The 18,146-nt window shown below is 64.8% G+C and carries 18 protein-coding genes, 1 other RNA gene and 1 riboswitch; of the genes, 11 read left to right on the forward strand and 8 right to left on the reverse strand.

Going from position 1 to position 18,146, the window contains the following annotated elements; genetic code table 11:
• Positions 1-59: 59 nt before the first annotated feature.
• The 6 genes from gcvP to smpB form a co-directional block, all read right to left on the reverse strand.
• Entirely contained in the window at positions 60-2,984 is a 2,925-nt protein-coding gene (gene gcvP, locus KF759_RS02540) for an aminomethyl-transferring glycine dehydrogenase (protein WP_291222842.1), read from the reverse strand.
• A gap of 41 nt (positions 2,985-3,025) precedes the next feature.
• Positions 3,026-3,137, reverse strand: a riboswitch (glycine riboswitch).
• Between the two features lie 232 nt (positions 3,138-3,369).
• Positions 3,370-3,585 carry a hypothetical protein gene (locus KF759_RS02545; RefSeq protein WP_291222843.1) on the reverse strand — a complete coding sequence of 72 codons (216 nt, stop codon included), beginning with the start codon at positions 3,583-3,585 and terminating at the stop codon, positions 3,370-3,372.
• Between the two features lie 82 nt (positions 3,586-3,667).
• Positions 3,668-4,171, reverse strand: a complete 504-nt coding sequence (locus KF759_RS02550) for a GNAT family N-acetyltransferase (protein ID WP_291222844.1) — start codon at positions 4,169-4,171, stop codon at positions 3,668-3,670.
• Entirely contained in the window at positions 4,168-4,446 is a 279-nt protein-coding gene (locus KF759_RS02555) for a DUF1778 domain-containing protein (protein WP_291222845.1), read from the reverse strand. The genes KF759_RS02550 and KF759_RS02555 overlap by 4 nt, the downstream gene beginning before the upstream one ends.
• A 702-nt stretch (positions 4,447-5,148) precedes the next feature.
• Positions 5,149-5,500: a transfer-messenger RNA gene (gene ssrA / locus KF759_RS02560) on the reverse strand.
• A 58-nt stretch (positions 5,501-5,558) separates the two neighbouring features.
• On the reverse strand, positions 5,559-6,050 hold the full coding sequence (gene smpB, locus KF759_RS02565) for an SsrA-binding protein SmpB (RefSeq protein ID WP_291222846.1): 492 nt from the start codon (positions 6,048-6,050) through the stop codon (positions 5,559-5,561).
• A gap of 21 nt (positions 6,051-6,071) precedes the next feature.
• Here smpB and KF759_RS02570 point away from each other — a divergent pair, with 21 nt between their 5' ends.
• Both KF759_RS02570 and KF759_RS02575 read left to right on the forward strand, forming a co-directional pair.
• Positions 6,072-6,503, forward strand: coding sequence for a type II toxin-antitoxin system RatA family toxin (locus KF759_RS02570; RefSeq protein ID WP_291222847.1), 432 nt, complete (start codon positions 6,072-6,074; stop codon positions 6,501-6,503).
• Complete coding sequence (locus KF759_RS02575) at positions 6,496-6,786, forward strand: RnfH family protein (protein ID WP_291222848.1); 291 nt, start codon at positions 6,496-6,498, stop codon at positions 6,784-6,786. The genes KF759_RS02570 and KF759_RS02575 overlap by 8 nt, the downstream gene beginning before the upstream one ends.
• Before the next feature lie 6 nt (positions 6,787-6,792).
• Here KF759_RS02575 and KF759_RS02580 read toward each other — a convergent pair whose 3' ends face one another.
• The gene (locus KF759_RS02580; protein ID WP_291222849.1) at positions 6,793-7,212 is read right to left on the reverse strand and encodes an outer membrane protein assembly factor BamE; all 420 of its coding nucleotides are present in this window, start codon (positions 7,210-7,212) and stop codon (positions 6,793-6,795) included.
• 105 nt (positions 7,213-7,317) lie between these two features.
• Here KF759_RS02580 and fur point away from each other — a divergent pair, with 105 nt between their 5' ends.
• On the forward strand, positions 7,318-7,725 hold the full coding sequence (gene fur / locus KF759_RS02585) for a ferric iron uptake transcriptional regulator (RefSeq protein WP_291222962.1): 408 nt from the start codon (positions 7,318-7,320) through the stop codon (positions 7,723-7,725).
• A gap of 48 nt (positions 7,726-7,773) precedes the next feature.
• On the opposite strand, the gene recN is transcribed toward fur, so the two are convergent.
• Positions 7,774-9,456 (reverse strand): DNA repair protein RecN, encoded by a 1,683-nt coding sequence (gene recN, locus KF759_RS02590; RefSeq protein ID WP_291222850.1) that lies wholly within the window; start codon positions 9,454-9,456, stop codon positions 7,774-7,776.
• Between the two features lie 152 nt (positions 9,457-9,608).
• On the opposite strand from recN, the gene hrcA reads away from it, so the two are divergent.
• From hrcA to KF759_RS02630, 8 genes are all read left to right on the forward strand, one after another.
• Positions 9,609-10,646 carry a heat-inducible transcriptional repressor HrcA gene (gene hrcA, locus KF759_RS02595; RefSeq protein ID WP_291210697.1) on the forward strand — a complete coding sequence of 346 codons (1,038 nt, stop codon included), beginning with the start codon at positions 9,609-9,611 and terminating at the stop codon, positions 10,644-10,646.
• A 176-nt stretch (positions 10,647-10,822) separates the two neighbouring features.
• The gene (gene grpE / locus KF759_RS02600; protein ID WP_291210699.1) at positions 10,823-11,344 is read left to right on the forward strand and encodes a nucleotide exchange factor GrpE; all 522 of its coding nucleotides are present in this window, start codon (positions 10,823-10,825) and stop codon (positions 11,342-11,344) included.
• A gap of 102 nt (positions 11,345-11,446) precedes the next feature.
• On the forward strand, positions 11,447-13,354 hold the full coding sequence (dnaK, locus tag KF759_RS02605) for a molecular chaperone DnaK (RefSeq protein WP_291222851.1): 1,908 nt from the start codon (positions 11,447-11,449) through the stop codon (positions 13,352-13,354).
• Between the two features lie 93 nt (positions 13,355-13,447).
• On the forward strand, positions 13,448-14,041 hold the full coding sequence (locus tag KF759_RS02610) for a TMEM175 family protein (protein ID WP_291222852.1): 594 nt from the start codon (positions 13,448-13,450) through the stop codon (positions 14,039-14,041).
• Positions 14,038-15,165: a molecular chaperone DnaJ gene (gene dnaJ / locus KF759_RS02615; protein ID WP_291222853.1), complete on the forward strand. Its 1,128-nt coding sequence runs from the start codon at positions 14,038-14,040 to the stop codon at positions 15,163-15,165. Before KF759_RS02610 ends, dnaJ begins: the two co-directional genes overlap by 4 nt.
• Before the next feature lie 72 nt (positions 15,166-15,237).
• Positions 15,238-15,963 (forward strand): 4-hydroxy-tetrahydrodipicolinate reductase, encoded by a 726-nt coding sequence (gene dapB, locus KF759_RS02620; protein WP_291222854.1) that lies wholly within the window; start codon positions 15,238-15,240, stop codon positions 15,961-15,963.
• A 272-nt stretch (positions 15,964-16,235) separates the two neighbouring features.
• Positions 16,236-16,769 carry a glycine zipper 2TM domain-containing protein gene (locus KF759_RS02625; protein WP_291222855.1) on the forward strand — a complete coding sequence of 178 codons (534 nt, stop codon included), beginning with the start codon at positions 16,236-16,238 and terminating at the stop codon, positions 16,767-16,769.
• A gap of 311 nt (positions 16,770-17,080) precedes the next feature.
• Complete coding sequence (locus KF759_RS02630; RefSeq protein WP_291222963.1) at positions 17,081-18,088, forward strand: N-acetylornithine carbamoyltransferase; 1,008 nt, start codon at positions 17,081-17,083, stop codon at positions 18,086-18,088.
• Positions 18,089-18,146 lie beyond the last annotated feature (58 nt).

Raw genomic sequence — 18,146 nt, forward strand, 5'->3', positions numbered from 1 at the left:
TCAGGACACGATGCCTGCGGACTGTCCGCAGGCTGCAGTGTCGCCCCGACTTGAGCCACTCAGGCAGCGTGGTCGCCCTCGGCGTAAGCGCTCAAGGGAATGCAGGCGCAGAACACGTTCTTGTCGCCGTAGACGTTGTCCACGCGTGCTACCGGCGGCCAGTACTTGACCTGCTTGAGGCTCGCCAAGGGGAACGCGGCCAGTTCGCGCGCGTAGCCATGTGCCCAGTCGCCAGCGCTCACCTGGAGCGCGGTGTGCGGGGCGTGCTTGAGCGGGTTGTCGGCGCGATCGAGCTTGCCGTCGATCACCTGCTGGATTTCGGCGCGGATCTGGATCATCGCGTCGATGAAGCGGTCGAGTTCGTGCTGCGATTCGGACTCGGTCGGCTCGACCATCAGCGTGCCGGCCACCGGGAAGCTGAGCGTCGGCGCGTGAAAGCCAAAATCGATGAGGCGCTTGGCGACATCCTCGGCGCTGATGCCGGAGAGTTTTTCCAGCGGCCGCAGATCGAGAATGCACTCGTGCGCGACCAGCCCATTGCGGCCGGTGTACAAGGTCGGGTAGTGCGCTTCGAGTCGCCTGGCGATGTAGTTGGCATTGAGCATCGCCACCTGGGTCGCCTTGCGCAGGCCATCGCGACCCATCATCGCGATGTACATCCAGCTGATCGGCAAGATGCTGGCGCTGCCGAACGTTGCCGCAGCGACCATCGCGCCGTTGCCGGTGCCTTGCGTGCGCACGCCGTCCTCGCCGAAGGCCTTGGGCAGGAACGGCGCGAGGTGGGCCTTGACCGCGCAGGGGCCGACGCCCGGGCCGCCGCCGCCATGCGGAATGCAGAAGGTCTTGTGCAGGTTGAGATGCGAGACATCCGAGCCCCACTTTCCGGGCTTGGCGAGGCCGACCAGCGCGTTCATGTTGGCGCCGTCGGTGTACACCTGACCGCCGTGCTGGTGGATGATCTCGCAGATCTCGACCACGTCTTCCTCGAACACGCCATGCGTGGACGGGTAGGTCATCATGATCGCGGCGAGATGGGCCGAATGCTTCTCGGCCTGCGCGCGGATGTCGGCGACGTCGACGTTGCCGTTGGCATCGCACTTGGTCACCACGACCTGCATGCCGGCCAGATGCGCCGAGGCCGGATTGGTGCCGTGCGCGGATTCGGGAATCAGGCAGATGTTGCGATGGCTCTCGCCACGCGAGGCATGCCAGGCGCGAATCGCGAGCAGGCCCGCGTATTCGCCCTGCGCACCGGAGTTGGGCTGCAGACTCACCGCGTCGTAGCCGGTGGCTTCGACCAGCATGGCTTCGAGGCCACTGATGAGTTCCTCGTAACCTTGCGTCTGTTCGGCCGGCGCAAACGGATGGATGTTGCCGAATTGTGGCCAGGTCACCGGGATCATCTCGGCGGTGGCGTTGAGCTTCATCGTGCAGGAGCCGAGCGGGATCATCGTGCGATCCATCGCCAGATCCTTGTCGGCGAGCGTGCGCAGGTAGCGCAGGAGCTCGTGCTCGCTGTGGTGGCTGTTGAACACCGGATGGGTGAGGAAGGCGCTGCTGCGTTGCAGTTCGGCGGGGATCAGTGACGGCGCGCTGGCATCGAGGGCCTCGATCGACGGCAGCCTGGCGTCATCACCGCCGAAGATCCGCCACAGCAGTTCGAGGTCGGCGCGCGTCGTGGTCTCGTCCAGCGAAATGCAGATGTAACCGTCCCAGGCCTTGCGCAGGTTCGCGCCCAGCGCGCGTGCACGCGCGAGCAGTGCATCGGTTTGGCCATCGGTCTTGAGGCTGATGGTGTCAAAGGCACTGGGATGGTGGTCGTGCCTGAAGCCGAGCTGCGCGAGCCCGGCCTTGAGGATCGCGGTGTAGCGCGCGACGCGCTGCGCGATGCGCTTGAGTCCTTCGGGGCCATGGTAGACCGCGTACATCGAGGCCATCACTGCGAGCAGCACCTGCGCGGTGCAGATGTTGGAGGTCGCCTTCTCGCGGCGGATGTGCTGCTCGCGCGTCTGCAAGGTGAGGCGATAGGCGGGATTGCCGGCGGCATCGACCGAGACGCCGATCAGGCGACCGGGCATCGAGCGCTTGTAGGCATCGCGGCAGGCCATGAAGGCCGCATGCGGGCCGCCGAAACCGAAGGGCACGCCGAAACGCTGGCTGTTGCCGATCACGATGTCGGCGCCCATCTCGCCCGGCGGCTTGAGCAGGGTCAGCGCGAGCAGGTCGGTGGCGAAGATCAGCAAGGCGCCCTTGGCGTGGATCGCATCGGCATCCTTGCCCCAGTCATGCAGCCAGCCGCTCGATGCCGGGTACTGCACCAGCACCGCGAAGTAGTCACCACGCGCAAGCGCGGCCGTGTATTCATCGGCCGAGTTCGCCAGTTCGATCGACAGCCCGAGCGGCTCGGCGCGAGTGCGCAGGACTTCGAGCGTCTGCGGATGGGTGTCGCCGGAAACGAGCAGGGTGTTCGATTTCGATTTTGCGCTGCGCTTGGCCAGCGTCATCGCTTCGGCCGCGGCGCTGCCTTCGTCGAGCAGCGAGGCGTTGGCGATCTCCATGCCGGTGAGATCGGCGACCATGGTCTGGAAGTTGATAAGCGCTTCCATGCGCCCCTGCGAGATTTCCGCCTGATACGGCGTGTAGGCGGTGTACCAGGCGGGATTCTCGAGGATGTTGCGCAGGATCACGTTGGGCACGTGGGTGCCGTAATAGCCCTGGCCGATGAAACTTCTGAACACCTGGTTCTTGTCGGCGATGGCGCGGATCTTCGCCAGCGCATCGACTTCGCTCATCGCCTCGGGCAATGCCAGCGGCTGCGCGGATTTGATCGAAGCCGGCACGATCGCATCGGTGAAGGCTTCCAGCGAGGCGTGACCCACCACGCGCAGCATCTGCGCGATTTCGGCATCGTTGGGGCCGATGTGGCGGGCGACGAAGGCATCGTGTTGTTCGAGATCGCGCAGGGACGGCGTGGTCTGGCTCATGGCAAAGGGCTTCCGCTGGAATCCGTGCGAGCCGCACGGCGAGGCGCCCCTCTGTCCTTTTGCCTGAGAGTTTGGAAGCGCGACATTCCACATGGAAGCCGGCTTCGTGCCCCTTCGGCGCCGGTTCGAACCGGTCTCTCCAGAGTGTCCGTGCGTGATGGTTGCGAGCCTGAGCGATTACGGGCGTTGCGCCTTCGGCAGCGGCTCCCGGAACCCGAGGGGCCGCTTCTCCCATCACGAACTATGAACCGCGCGATTATAGCCGAGTGATGGAATGGCAGTGACCTGCCGGCATTCTTCGGACAAAGAATTGGTTTAGGACAGCCGCCGCGGTTGGGTTTGTTGATCCATTCTTGTTCCGAGCCTTGTCCCTGATCCTGAGCAGTCACCGTGACCCGGCTGCGCCAGCAGCTTGAGTCAGTTGTCCAGGCCCTGCAAGCGCGACCACCGCCTCCTCATTGCCCGTCGTGATCAAGGCCCACAAAGCTCGGCACTTGGCCAGCACGTCGCCTGGTGCGCCCCCCAGTTGCTTGATCAGGTCCAGTTCCAGTTCGGCGCGCTGCCTGGCCTTCTTGGACGACGCATTGCCGAACCACGTCACGCTGTTCGAGCTGACGGTCGATCCGTCAGCGCTGTGGGATGAGCAGCGCGAGAGAGTCGGGCTCTGAGGTGGAGACCCCAACTCAGTTCAACATGCCCTTGAGATCCTTGAGCATCAGGAAGAGATGGTACGGATCAGTCGGGCTGGGCTCGAACTCCCATGATTCGTACCACTGCCGTGCTGCGTCGTCCTTGGCATGGACCAACAGGCAGCGGATACCGGCGATGTCGGCGGCTTGTGCTGTGCGCAGCAGCGCATTCTTGAGCAAGGCCTGGCCCAAGCCCTTGCGCTGATGCTCTTTGTCCACCGCCAGCCGGGCCAGGATCATGACTGGCACCGGGTGGCGCGCCAGTCCCTTCATCACTCTCGACGGTGCGGCCTCTGGATCGACACTGCCGACTGCGAGGCTGTAGAAGCCGACCACCACGTCACCTTGGCAGCAGACGTAGGTCTGCGCGCTGTTGGCCTTCTGGTTGATGAGCGCGTAGCGCTGCAGGAACTGGTTCAGCGCGACCTGGCCGCAGTCGAACGCATCGATCTGATCCGTTGCAGCGAGTTTGCGAACGGGTGAGTAGTCATTGCTCAACCCAGCACCCCGGGTTCGCGCAGCAACTTCTTCAGACGCGGCTTGCGTTGCACCGGACGGTCCAGTGCCTCTTGGAAGGCTTGCCACTGCGTGTCGTCGAGCACGAACTGGCGACGATCCGCCAGCGTCTGCGCGGCCGCCGTCACGCCCGCGTCGAGCAGGAACTCGCTGACGTTCTTGTGGCAGGCACGCGCGGCTTCCTGCAGCAGTTGCTTGACCGGCGTGCTGGCACGAACGTCAATGCGTTCGGTCTTGGAAAGACTCTGGGTGCTCATGGTGCCCCTCCGGACTGATCTTGGATGCCCTAATTTTAGGCGTCCGGACATTGTCCTGACAAGGTGCTTCTTGTCTTGGTCACCATCCAGGCACGTACTCCCGCGTCGCAATGTGTCGGTAGTACTTGATGACTACCGACGAAACGCACCCGCAGCGTGTCCTTCGCCCCCCGATGCTGCACAAAATCGCCGGGAGCGATTTTGGACGACGCAAGTCGGCCCCGCAGGGGCGATCCCCAGGGATGGGGTGAGCAACCCAACCGCTTGATTCGTCCGCGCGTAACCTTTTGACCTGTATGGGTATGAGTTGCGGCCCTTGCGGACTTCGGGCCAGTTCCAGGGAGCGAGGTCGGAGCGAGGAATGGTCAAGAGAGTGTGGAATGTGGCCTGGAACGGGCTGAGAGGCTGACCTGCGTAGTCCGCAGGAACCCCCAACAACACGCGGGATCCGGCGCGATCAGGCAAGAAAAAAGCCCAACCGAGAACGGTTGGGGTTTCGCTATTGGTGGAGGCGGCGGGAATGGCTCGGACCGTTCTGGTCCTCGCCCGCGCTTGCGCGCGGGCCAGCGCCGTCGGCGCTGTCCGCTGCGGCATCCTGCCTGCGCAGTGAACCCGCGGCACGCGGCGCGTGCGCTGGGCTTCGCATCCACACCACCCGCGCCAAACGCAAAACGGCCACCGCAAGGGTGGCCGTTTCGTGTTTGGTGGAGGCGGCGGGAATTGAACCCGCGTCCGAAGGCACTCCGTGCCCGGCGCTACATGCTTGTCACGCTGTTTGATCTCGTCTTGCGGCAACACAACGTGCGAGGCGCACCGCAGGACCAGCCTCTTGGATTTGATCCGCAACCGAAAGGCGCCGGCGCGGACGATCCTGTGATAGTGACCCTACATCCACGAGCACAGGCACAAGTGGGTTCGGGGCTAGGCCTTAAGCGGCCAGAGCGTAGACGTCGTCGTTCGCGTCTAGTTTTTTGCCACCGGATTAACGAGGAAGATGACGCCCTCGGCATGCTCCAGACTACTTCGCGTCCCCCGTCGAAACCATGTCGCCCCCGGGGTAGGGCAATGGTGGTGGCAGTGCCGGGTGAAATCAAGCCGTCGCAACACGCGAATCAGGCTTGGCGGTTCTTCGCGCGCATCACGCGTTGCTTCTCGCGGTTCCAGTCGCGCTCCTTTTCGCTGTCGCGCTTGTCGTGTTCCTGCTTGCCGCGGGCAAGGCCAAGATCGATCTTGGCGCGGTTGTTCTTCCAGTACATCGCCAGCGGGATCAGGGTGTAGCCCTTGCGTTCGATCGCGCCAATGAGCTTGTCGATCTCTTCGCGATGCAGCAGCAACTTGCGCGTGCGGCGGTCGTCGGCGACGACATGGGTGGAAGCCGAGATCAGCGGCACGATCGAGGCACCGAACAGGAAGATCTCGCCACCCTTGACGATCGCGTAGGCATCGCCCAGATTGGCGCGCCCGGCGCGCAGACTCTTGACCTCCCAGCCTTGCAGCGCGATACCGGCCTCGTAGTGCTGGTCGATGTGGTATTCGTGGCGCGCGCGCTTGTTCAGCGCGATCGTCGCATTCGCGGATTTGTCCTTGGATTTCGGGTTTGCCATCAGGGTTGCCAGGTTGCTTGCATGATCCAGATTCGACGCCAGGCCATCGTTCGCCGCACGCCCGAGCAGATGTTCGATCTGGTCAATGACGTGGAAGCATACCCGAGCCGCTTCAGCTGGTGCGCAGCCAGCCGCGTGCTCGAGCGTGCGGAGCAGTCGCTGGTCGCGCGGCTGGACCTGCGCCTGGCCGGCTTCACCCAGAGCTTCACCACGCGCAACACCTTCGAGCGCGCGCAGCGCCTGCACATGCAACTCGTCGATGGCCCCTTGCGCACGCTCGATGGCGAGTGGAGTTTCGTGGCGTTGGGTGAGGCAGGCTGCAAGATCGCGCTGGCACTGGATTTCGATTATTCCGGCAAGCTCATGGGGCCGGCGCTGCGGCTCGGCTTTCAGGGCCTGGCCACGCGCATGGTCGATGACTTCGTGCTGGCGGCATCGAAACTCGATGGCTGAAAAAACGCCCATGCTGCGTGTGGAAGTGGCCTGGGCGACGCCCGAGGTTCAAGTCCTGCGCGCGGTCGAGTTGCCTGCGGGAAGCACGGTGCGCGATGCAATCACGGCTTCGGCAGTGGAGCGCGAGTGCGGCATCGATGCGGGCACGCTGCAGGCGGGCATCTGGTCCAGGCGCGTGACGCTCGATGCGCCGGTGGCCGCGGGCGATCGCATCGAGCTGTATCGGCCGCTCAAGATCGATCCGAAGGATGCGCGTCGGCTGCGAGCACAGCGCCGGCGCTAGGTGGTTTCACCCCTGCTGCTGGCCGCGGCGCTTTTTCTTCTTCTCTTCGTCGCTGCGCTTTTCGTCGGGATACTGGCGTTTGTACTTGCGCGCATCCTTGACCAGTTGTTCGGGGTTCTCTTCGAAGTAATCGCCTTCAATCCTGGCCAGCACGTCGTTCTCGAAATGCAACACGAGGTCCTTGCGGTCCATCTTGCCGCGGCCGCGCCGCACAGTGGAAACGTAGTCCCAACGGTTCTGTTCGAACGGGCTGATCACCGAGGGCGAACCCATCACCAACAGCACCTGACGCTTGCTCATGCCCGGTTGCAGGGCTTCGACCGTGCCCTTGTCGAGCAAGCTGCCCTGCTGTGCATCGACCTTGTAGATGAGGCCGCAGCCGGTCAGCGGGGCGAGGGCGAGCAGGAGGGTCCAACGCAGGCGCATGCAAGCGGTTTCCGAGGTGGCGAAAGCAGCGATGATACACTACGAGCCTGATCCGCAAGCTTGGGAGGCCATCATCCGATGAACGCATCCGCGGGGGACAAGTCGATGGAATCCAATGAGTTGCGCAAGGCCGGTCTCAAGGTCACGCATCCGCGCATGCGCATCCTCGAAATTCTCGACAGCCGTGAGGGCAGGCACTTCACGGCCGAGGACATCTACCGCCAATTGCTCGACAACGACGACGACATCGGCTTGGCCACGGTGTATCGCGTGCTGACCCAGTTCGAAGCCGCCGGCATCGTGCTCAAGCACAATTTCGAGGGCGGCCAGGCGGTGTTCGAACTCGATCGCGGCAAGCACCACGATCACATGGTCGATGTCGAGACCGGCAAGGTGATCGAATTCGCGAGCGAAGAGATCGAGCGCCTGCAGCACGACATCGCGGCCAGGCACGGCTACACGATCGAGGATCACAGCCTCGTGCTCTACGTGCGCCAGGTGAAGAAGAAATAAACCTGCGGCCACTTCGGAGGGCCGGGTGCCGCAGCTGCGGCAAGCCCCTCAGGACCGATCCGCCCCCGTGGCGCGGGTGAGCATCTGGCGCGCGTGGGCGCGGGTTTCGCGGGTGATCTCGATTCCGCCGAGCATGCGTGCGATTTCATCCTCGCGGGCGGCGCTGGCGAGGGGTTCGATGCGTGTGTGCGTGCTGTCGCCCTCACTGCGCTTGCTCGCGCGCAGATGGGCGTGGCCTTGCGCGGCCACCTGAGGCAGGTGCGTCACGCACAGCACCTGACGCTGCGTGCCCAGCGCGCGCAGTTTCTGGCCGACGATTTCGGCAACCGCGCCGCCGATGCCGGCATCGACTTCGTCGAACACCATCGTGGCGATCTCGTCGCTGCCGAGCGCGGCCACCTCGATGGCCAGGCTGATGCGGGCCAACTCGCCGCCCGATGCCACTTTGCGCAGTGGCCGCGGCGGCTGGCCGGGATTGGCGCTGACGAGGAAGTCGACGCGCTCAGCGCCTTGCACATCGGGTTCATCGCCTGATTGGGCATCCAGCTGCACCTCGAAGCGGCCGCCGGACATTCCCAGTTCGGACATGAGGGCGCTGACCGATTCGCCCAGGCTGCGGGCGGTCGCGCGGCGGCGTGTCGACAAAGCTGCGGCTGCCTTGGCGTAGTCGGCGCCGAGCTGAGCCTGCTCGCCCCGCAGTGCCTCGATGCTGGCGCTGGCGCTGCGCAGGCTCTCGAGTTCTTCGCGCAGTCTCTGGGCCTGGGCGGGCAGGTCGGCGACGCGCAGGCGGTGTTTGCGTGCGAGTTCGTGCAGTTTGCCCAGTTGTGACTCGATTCCGGCCAGCCGTTCGGGGTCGAGATCGAGTGCCGACTGGTAGCGCACGATGCTGTCGCCGGCTTCGTTGAGCTGGATCTGCGCCGCGTCGATGAGTTCGCCGATCGGTGCCAGCCTTGGGTCGAGTGCGATCAGCTGATTGATGTCGCCTTGGGCGCGTGCGACCTGCCGCAGCAAGGCGAAATCATGATCGCCGTCGAGACGTTCGGCGAGCGCAGCGCAGCCTTGCAGCAATTGTCCCGAGTTGGCGAGGCGCCGGTGGTTCACTTCGAGTTCGGCCAAAGCCTCTGGCGCGAGCGCATGGCGGTCGAGTTCGGCAAGTTGGTGGTCCAGCCAGTCGATGCGTTCGCCCGGGTCGGCACTGCGCGAAAGCTCGGCGATGCGGGCGGCGGTCGCGCGCCAGGCACGCGCTAGGCGGGCGACTTCGACCAGTTCGTCGGCATGACCGCCGAAAGTGTCGAGCAGGGTCAGTTGCTGGCCGCGGTCGAGCAGGGCCTGATGTTCATGCTGGCCGTGAATCTCGATCAGGCGTGCGGCGAGTATCTTGAGCTGACCGAGCGTGACCGGTCGCCCATTGATCCAGGCGCGCGAGCTGCCTTCGCTGCGCAGCACGCGGCGCAGCTGGCAGGCGCCATCCTCGTCGAGGTCCTCGGCCACGAGCCAGTCACGCAGGTCGGCGCGGCCGGTCAGGTCGAACTCTGCCGATAGTTCGGCGCGCTCGCAGCCGTGTCGCACCATCGTCGCGTCACCGCGCCCGCCGGCAAGCAGCAGCAGGGCGTCGACCAGCAGCGATTTGCCGGCGCCGGTCTCGCCGGTGACCACGGTGAGGCCGGGACCGAAGCTGACATCGGACTCGCCGACGATCGCGAAATCCTTGACGTAGAGGCTTTTCAGCATCGCATGGGTGTTGCTGCGGAAGGCGCCGCACGCTAGCACGCGTGGCGATGGCGGCCAAGCCGCGCGCAGGCATGGAAATCACCCGGCGGCGGGCTTATTGTGTAGGCAATGCAGCTGCGCGTCCCGTCGATGGGCACACGCACCGGAGATTGATGAACGCGGTATCCCGACATCTCGATGCACGTGCGCGCCATCTGCTGCGTTCGTTGATCGCCCAGTACATCCACGAGGGCCAGCCGGTCGGTTCGCGCTCGCTGTCCAAATCCTCGGGTCTGGACGTGAGCCCGGCGACGATTCGCAACATCATGGCCGATCTCGAGGATTTCGGTCTGGTCGCCGCACCGCATACTTCGGCCGGACGGGTGCCCACCGCGCAGGGCTATCGGGTATTCGTCGACAGCCTGCTGGAAATGCAGCCGCTGGGCGAGGGCGAGCTGGCGCAATTGCGCCGCGAGCTGCCCACCGAGGCGGCCACCCCCGATCTGCTCGGCAGCGCCAGCGCGCTGCTCTCGCAGATGACCCATTTCGTCGGCGTCGTCAGCGTGCCGCGGCGCGAAGAGTTCCCGTTCCGCCAGATCGACTTCGTGCCGCTCGATGGCGGCCGCGTGTTGGTGATCCTGGTGTTCACCGACGGCCAGGTGCAGAACCGCGTGATCGTGCCGCAGCGTCCCTATGCGCCATCCGAGCTCGAGCAGATCGCCAACTTTCTCAACGCCAATTTCAGCGGCCTGCGCATCGACGAGATTCGCACGCGCCTGCTGCGCGAGATGCAGGACGAGGGCGCGCGCCTCAACACTTTGCTGACCGCGACCATCGAGGTGGCCTCGAAGGCATTCCAGGACAGCGGCAACGACATGCTGGTGGCCGGTCAGACCAACCTCATGGGCCGTCAGGACGGCGCCGACGTCGATCGCCTGCGCGAACTGTTCGAGGCTTTTCAGCGCAAGCGCGACCTGCTGCAACTGCTCGAGCGCTGCGCACATGCCGACGGGGTGCGCCTGTTCATCGGTGAGGAATCCGGTTTTCCCGCACTCGATGGCTACAGCCTCGTGACCGCGCCCTATGGCGTGGACAGTCGCGTGCTCGGGGTGCTGGGCGTGATCGGCCCAACGCGCATGGCCTACGAGCGGGTGATCCCGGTGGTGCAGGCCACCGCGCAGATCATTTCCAGCGCGCTGCGCCGCGCCTGATACGCCTGCGGGTCTACGAATCGGCTACCATCGGCGGCTTTGCGCCCGGCCATGGGCCAGAGCGGCCTTGAAGCTGGTTCCGAAGGCCGCATTAAGCGGTTTCGTGCAGGTCGGATACATCAGCGCAGGCTGCTGCCGCCATTGGCGGGGCAGGCGCGATCGAATGGGAGGAAGGAATGCAAAGCACCACGCCGATGCCGGAGGCGACGCCGGCGGATGCGACCGATGCGGTCGATCAGGGCATCCAGACACTCAGCCGCCAGTTGGGCGAGGCCGAGGCCAAGCTCGCGGAAATGCGCGAGACGGTGTTGCGCGAGCGCGCCGATCTCGACAACCAGCGCAAGCGCCTGCAGCGCGATCTGGATCAGGCGCGCAAGTTCGCCAACGAAAAGCTGCTTGCCGACTTGTTGCCGGTGCTCGACAACCTCGAGCGCGGGCTCACCGCCGAGACCGGCGATGCGGCGGCGCTGCGCGGCGGCGTGGAACTGACCCTGCGCGAATTCGAGCGGGTGGTTGGCGCGCATGGGCTGTGCGCGGTCGGCGTGGTCGGTGAGGCCTTCGATCCCGAACGCCATCAGGCGATGGCGATGGTCGAGGCGCCCGGGCTGGGTGCCGGCAAGGTCGCGCTGGTAATGCAGAAAGGCTATGTGCTCAACGAGCGCCTGCTGCGACCGGCGATGGTGTCGGTGAGCAAATGAGTCGGGCGCCGTTGCGCGGCGCTTGAAAGCGGCCATACGCCCCATATTTTCGAGACAGCGCGGCATTCGGCCGCAACCAGATCAATCGCGGGAGACAACACAATGGGCAAGATCATCGGTATCGACCTTGGCACGACCAATTCGTGCGTGGCGGTGATGGAAGGCAGCACGGCGCGCGTCATCGAGAACTCCGAGGGTGATCGCACGACCCCATCGGTGGTCGCCTTCAAGGACAACGAAGTCGTCGTCGGCGCCACTGCCAAGCGTCAGGCCGTGACCAACCCCAAGAACACCTTCTACGCGGTCAAGCGCCTGATCGGCCGCAAGTTCACCGATGCCGAAGTGCAGAAGGACGTCGGCATGGTGCCCTACGGCATCGTCGCGCACGGCAATGGTGACGCCTGGGTGGAAACTTCCGACGGCAAGAAGATGCCGCCGCCGGAGATTTCGGCCAAGGTGCTGATGAAGATGAAGAAGACCGCCGAGGATTTCCTTGGCGAAGCCGTCACCGAGGCGGTGATCACGGTGCCGGCCTACTTCAACGACAGCCAGCGCCAGGCGACCAAGGATGCCGGCCGCATTGCCGGTCTGGAGGTCAAGCGCATCATCAATGAGCCGACCGCGGCCGCGCTCGCCTATGGCCTGGACAAGAAAGGCGGCGATCGCAAGATCGCGGTGTATGACCTGGGTGGCGGCACCTTCGACATCTCGATCATCGAGATTGCCGAAGTCGATGGCGAGAAGCAGTTCGAAGTGCTCGCCACCAATGGCGACACCTTCCTCGGCGGCGAGGATTTCGACAAGCGCGTGATCGACTACCTCGTCGACGAGTTCAAGAAGGACCAGGGCGTGGATCTCAAGAACGATCCGCTCGCGTTGCAGCGCCTCAAGGACGCGGCCGAGCGCGCCAAGATCGAATTGTCGTCCTCGCACCAGACCGAAGTGAACCTGCCCTACATCACGGCCGATGCCTCGGGCCCGAAGCATCTCAACATCAAGCTCACGCGCGCCAAGCTCGAAGCGCTGGTCGGCGACTTGGTCGAGAAGACCATCGCGCCGTGCCGCACCGCGCTCAGCGATGCGGGGCTCAAGGTTTCGGATGTCAACGAGGTGATCCTCGTCGGCGGCCAGACGCGCATGCCCAAGGTGCAGGAAGTGGTCAAGGACTTCTTCGGCAAGGAGCCGCGCAAGGACGTCAACCCCGACGAGGCGGTTGCGGTCGGTGCGGCGATCCAGGGCGGCGTGCTGTCTGGCGCGGTCAAGGACGTGCTGCTGCTCGATGTCACCCCGCTGTCGCTGGGTATCGAGACGCTCGGTGGCGTGATGACCAAGCTGATCGAGAAGAACACCACCATTCCAACCAAGGCCAGCCAGGTGTTCTCGACCGCCGAGGACAACCAGAGCGCCGTGACCGTGCATGTGCTTCAGGGTGAGCGTGAGCAGGCGCGTTACAACAAGTCGCTCGGCAAGTTCGACCTCACCGGCATCCAGCCGGCGCAACGCGGCATGCCGCAGATCGAAGTCGGCTTCGACATCGATGCCAACGGCATCCTGCATGTCTCGGCCAAGGACAAGAACACCGGCAAGGAGCAGCGCATCGAGATCAAGGGCAGCTCGGGTCTGTCCGAGGACGAGATCCAGCGCATGGTGCGCGATGCCGAGACCAACAAGGAAGAGGACAAGAAGTTCCACGAATTGATCGGCGCGCGCAACAAGGCCGACCAGCTGATCGCAGCCACCCGCGCGGCGATCAAGGATCACGGCGGCAAGGTGCCGGGCGAGATCGGTCGTATCGAAGAAGCACTGGCCGAACTCGAGAAGGTTGCCAAGGGCGAGGACAAGGCGCAGATCGAATCGCGGACCAATGCGCTCGAACAGGCGGCCCAGCCGCTGTTCGCCGCCGCGCAGCAGGGTGCAGGCGAGGGTGAGGCACATTCCGGTGCCGGCGCACACAAGGATGACGACGTCGTCGACGCCGAGTTCACCGAGGTCAAGGACGACAACAAGTAAGAGTCACTCGCGCCGCCTTCGCATTGAAGGCGGCGCTTTTGCACGCACGGTGTCGCCGCGCGGCAGCGGACGCTGGGGAGCGTCGGGGGGAGCATGGAAAAGGGCAGAGTCGAGGCGTTTTCGGACGGCGTGATCGCCGTGATCATCACGATCATGGTGCTCGAGCTCAAGCCACCGCATGCGGCGGATTGGGATGCGCTGCTCGAAAACGGGCACATCTTCCTCAGCTATGTGCTCAGCTTCGTCTACGTTGGCCTGTACTGGAACAATCACCATCATTTGTTCGCCTCGTGTCGCCACGTGAGCGGGCGCGTGCTGTGGGCGAATCTGCATTTCCTGTTCTGGCTCTCGCTCCTGCCATTCGCCACTGCCTGGCTCAACGAGGCGCAGCCGCTGCCCGCGCCCTTGCCCACCGCCGCCTACGGATTCGTGCTGCTGATGGCCGCCCTCGCGTGGCTGCCCTTGGGGCGCGCACTGATCGCGGCCAATGGCGGCGCGCAGGGCAAGTTGGCCAAGGCCATCGGTGCCCGCGTCGACGGCAAGACGGTGTTGTCGCTCGCGCTCTATCTGGGCGCAGTTGTGTTGGCGGTGTTCGTCCCCATTCTTTCGTGCGTCGTCTACGCGGTCGTGGCGGCGCTGTGGTTCATCCCCGATCGACGCATAGAAAACGGATTGTCAGGTCAATGAGCAAGGCGGATTACTACGAGGTGCTCGGCGTCGAACGCACGAGCAGCGCCGAGGAGTTGAAGAAGGCGTTCCGGCGCGTGGCGATGAAATGCCATCCCGATCGCTGCCCCGATGATCCGCAGGCACAGGAGAAGTTCAAGGAAGCCAAGGAGGCCTACGAAGTCCTGTCCGACCCGCACAAGCGGCAGCTCTACGACCAGCATGGTCATGCCGCGTTCGAGCACGGCATGGGTGGCGGTCGCGGTGGTTTCCAGGGGGATGTCGGCGACATCTTCGGCGACATCTTCTCCGACATCTTCGGCATGGGCGGCGGTGGCCGTCAGCGCGCGCGCCGCGGTTCGGATCTGCGCTACTTGCTCGAACTGGATCTGGAAGAAGCCGTGTTCGGCGTCGACAAGACGATCCAGGTGCCGACCCTGGTCGAGTGTGCGACTTGCCACGGCGCCGGCTCGGCCGACGGCAAGACCAGCACCTGCGCGACCTGCAAGGGGCACGGACGCGTGCGCATGCAGAACGGAATCTTCTCGATTCAGCAGGCCTGCCCGCATTGCGGGGGCAGTGGTCAGGTGGTCAAGAATCCATGCAAGGATTGCAAGGGCGAAGGACGTGTGCACGATGAGCGCACGCTCGAGGTCAAGATTCCCGCAGGCGTCGACAACGGCGATCGCATCCGCCTGAGCGGACAGGGCGAAGCCGGCCCGGCCGGCAGCGTGCCGGGCGATCTGTATGTCGAAGTGCGCGTGCGCGAACACGCGATCTTCCAGCGCGATGGCGATGACCTGCATTGTGAAATACCGCTGCGTTTCGGCCAGGCGGCACTCGGCGCGGTGCTCAAGGTGCCTACGCTCGATGGCGAAGCCCAGCTCACGATTCCCGCCGAGACCCAGAGCGGCAAGCTGTTCCGTCTGCGCGGCAAGGGCGTGAAGTCGGTACGCAGTGGTCGCACCGGCGACCTGTTGTGCCGCGCCGTGGTCGAAACACCGGTGCGCCTCACCGGTGAGCAGCGCGAGTTGTTGCAGCAGTTCGAGGCGACTTTCGGCGGTGACAATGCCGCGGCGCATTCACCGCGCAACAGCAGCTGGCTCGATGGCGTCAAGCATTTCTGGGATCGCGTGACCTCCTGACGACGATGGCCGCGGATGTCGGCGCGCACCCGGGATCGGGTAGCATGCGCGCTCCGCAGCCGATCAAGTCGCATGAACGTACCGCTTCGCCTCGCCATCAATGGTGCCGGGGGCCGCATGGGCCAGCTTCTGTGCGCGTTGGCTGTCGAGGACGCGCGCTTCGAACTGGTCGCGGCATGCACGCCTGCGACCGATTTCGCTGCGCTGACGGCGATCGATGTCATGGTCGACTTCAGCGCACCCGCGGGCCTGGTGCGCGCACTCGCCCATTGCGAGAAGAACGGCGTGGCCCTGGTCAGTGGCACCACCGGTCTGGATCCTGGTTTGCAACAGCGCCTGGACGCCGCCGGCCAGCGAATTGCGCTGCTGCATGCGGCCAACTTCAGCCTCGGCATGGTCCTGCTCAGCCATCTGGTCGCGCAGGCTGCAGCAATACTGCCGGGATGGGATCTCGAAATCCTCGAGGCGCACCACCGCGCCAAGCGTGACGCACCCTCAGGTACCGCGCTCGCGCTCGGACAGGCGGCAGCGAATGCGCGTGGTGTCGAGTTGGATGCGGTCAAGGCAATCGAGCGCGGCGGCCAGCGCGCACCGGGCGCGATTGGTTTTGCCGCGCTGCGGGCGGGTGACATCGTCGGCGAGCACAGCGTCCTGCTGGCCACGCCGGGAGAACGGATCGAGTTGACGCATCGGGCGACCGATCGCGCGATCTTCGCGCGAGGCGCCCTGCATGCGGCGGTCTGGATCGCCGGCCGCGAGCCTGGGCGCTACGGCATCGACGAGATGCTTGCGCCCTGAGTCGCGCGGCGTTCGTCGCGTGTGTCCTGCCCGGCGACACATGGCTTTCCTGGTCGCGCAGTGGTCGCCGCGGGTTGCTGAAGTGGATGCCCCGGAGAGCGGCGTGCATCCGAACGGCACGGGCGCTGTTGCAAGCGATAGTCATTTGCCGCGCGCTGGCGGTCGGTTCGGCTTCTGTCGTGGTTCAGCGACTGCATGCTCAAATCCCGGCAGGTACGGTGTCATGGTCGTCATGCGGAGAAGGATCCGCGGCGGCCTGCGGTGGAGGCGACATGAAGGTGGCGGTATGGTTGGCAATGCTGGGTCTCGCGGGAACCGGGATCGCGGCAGCGCAGGATCGCGGCTACGCGGACGAGGCTTCGAACAATTTCAAGGTGGCTTGGGCCGATGTCTTGCGCGTCGATCCGGTCTACGACCGTGCGCGCGGCGCTGCGCGTGAAGTCTGCGAGGAAGTGCCGGTCGAACATCGCGTCGACGAGCGGGGCAACCGGGTTGCCGGCACGGTCGTCGGTGCGGTCATCGGCGGCGTGATCGGCAGCTCCGTGGGCAAGGGGGATGGTCGTCGCGCGGCGACCGTGGCTGGCGCCGTCGCCGGTGGTGCGATCGGCAATCAGGTTGCGCGCGGCGACGATGGCTACTATCAGGGCGTCGAACGCCGTTGCCGCATGGAGGCTGGGCCGGCCGAAGAACGCGTGGTCGCCTATGACGTGCAGTACCGCTACCGCGGCGATGTATTCATGTCGCGCCTGAGTTACGACCCCGGCGATCGCCTGCGCGTACGCGTGAGCATCGAGCCGGTGGAGTGAAACTCTGGTGCGGCGACGCCTTTGCACCGTCGAAAGCAAGTTCTATTGCGCTGCAGCAACTTTGCCGCTAAGGTGCCCCGCTCCGAGTCAACACTTGTACGCACTCCGACGCATGTTTCGATCCGCCCGCCCACCGCAAGGTCTCAGCAGCGCCCGCATGGCCGCTGGCATGACTTCGCGTGCGCGTCGACCGGAAGCTGGACATTCCGCCGGGTAGGCTGTCGCGTACTGCTGTCTTGAGTTGACGACCAAAACCCGGCCCGCGCCGGGTTTTTTGTTTTCCACCGTTTGTCGATTGCACCGAGGGGACACTGCCGATGCGTCACTTTCTCTCCACCCAGGACTGGTCCCGCGCGGATCTCGACGCATTGTTGGCTCAGGCCGCGGCGTTCAAGCGCTGCAAGGCCGGCACGCAGCTCGCAGGCAAGTCGATCGCGCTGCTGTTCTTCAATCCCTCGATGCGCACGCGCACGAGCTTCGAACTGGGTGCGTTCCAACTCGGTGGCCACGCGGTCGTGCTGCAACCGGGCAAGGACGCCTGGCCGATCGAATTCGAATTGGGCACGGTAATGGATGGCGAAGCCGAGGAGCATGTGGCCGAGGTTGCGCGCGTGTTGTCGCGCTATGTCGATCTGATCGGCGTGCGCGCGTTTCCGAAATTCCGGGACTGGTCGGTCGATCGCGAGGACCGCGTGATCCATGCCTTTGCCCGGCATGCGACGGTACCGGTGATCAACATGGAGACGATCACCCATCCGATGCAGGAGCTCGCCCACATCCTCGCCCTGCAGCAGCATTTCGGCAGCAGCGATCTGCGCGGCAGGAAATACGTGCTGACCTGGACCTATCATCCCAAGCCGCTCAATACCGCGGTGGCCAATTCGGCGCTCCAGATCGCCACCCGCTACGGCATGGACGTGACCCTGTTGTGCCCGAATCGCGACTACCTGCTTGATTCCCGCTACATGGAGTTCGCCGCGCGCAATGTCGCCGAAAATGGTGGTTCGCTGACGATCAGCCATGAGCCGCAGCAGGCCTATCGCGGCGCCCACGTGGTGTACGCAAAGAGCTGGGGCGCACTGCCGTATTTCGGCCGCTGGGACGAGGAGAAACCGGTTCGCGATGCGCACCGCCATTTCATCGTCAACGAGGCCAAGATGGCGCTCACCGATGGCGCGGTCTTCAGTCACTGCCTGCCCCTGCGTCGCAACATCAAGGCGACCGATGCGGTGATGGATTCGGCCGCCTGCATTGCCGTCCAGGAAGCCGAGAACCGCCTGCATGTGCAGAAGGCGGTGATGGCGGCATTGGCACAGTGATAAGCACGCAGCGCCGCGGCAGCGGCGCTGCGCATTCCATTTCAAATTTCGGATGAGT

Source organism: Dokdonella sp. (assembly GCF_019634815.1).
Classification (GTDB): domain Bacteria; phylum Pseudomonadota; class Gammaproteobacteria; order Xanthomonadales; family Rhodanobacteraceae; genus Dokdonella_A.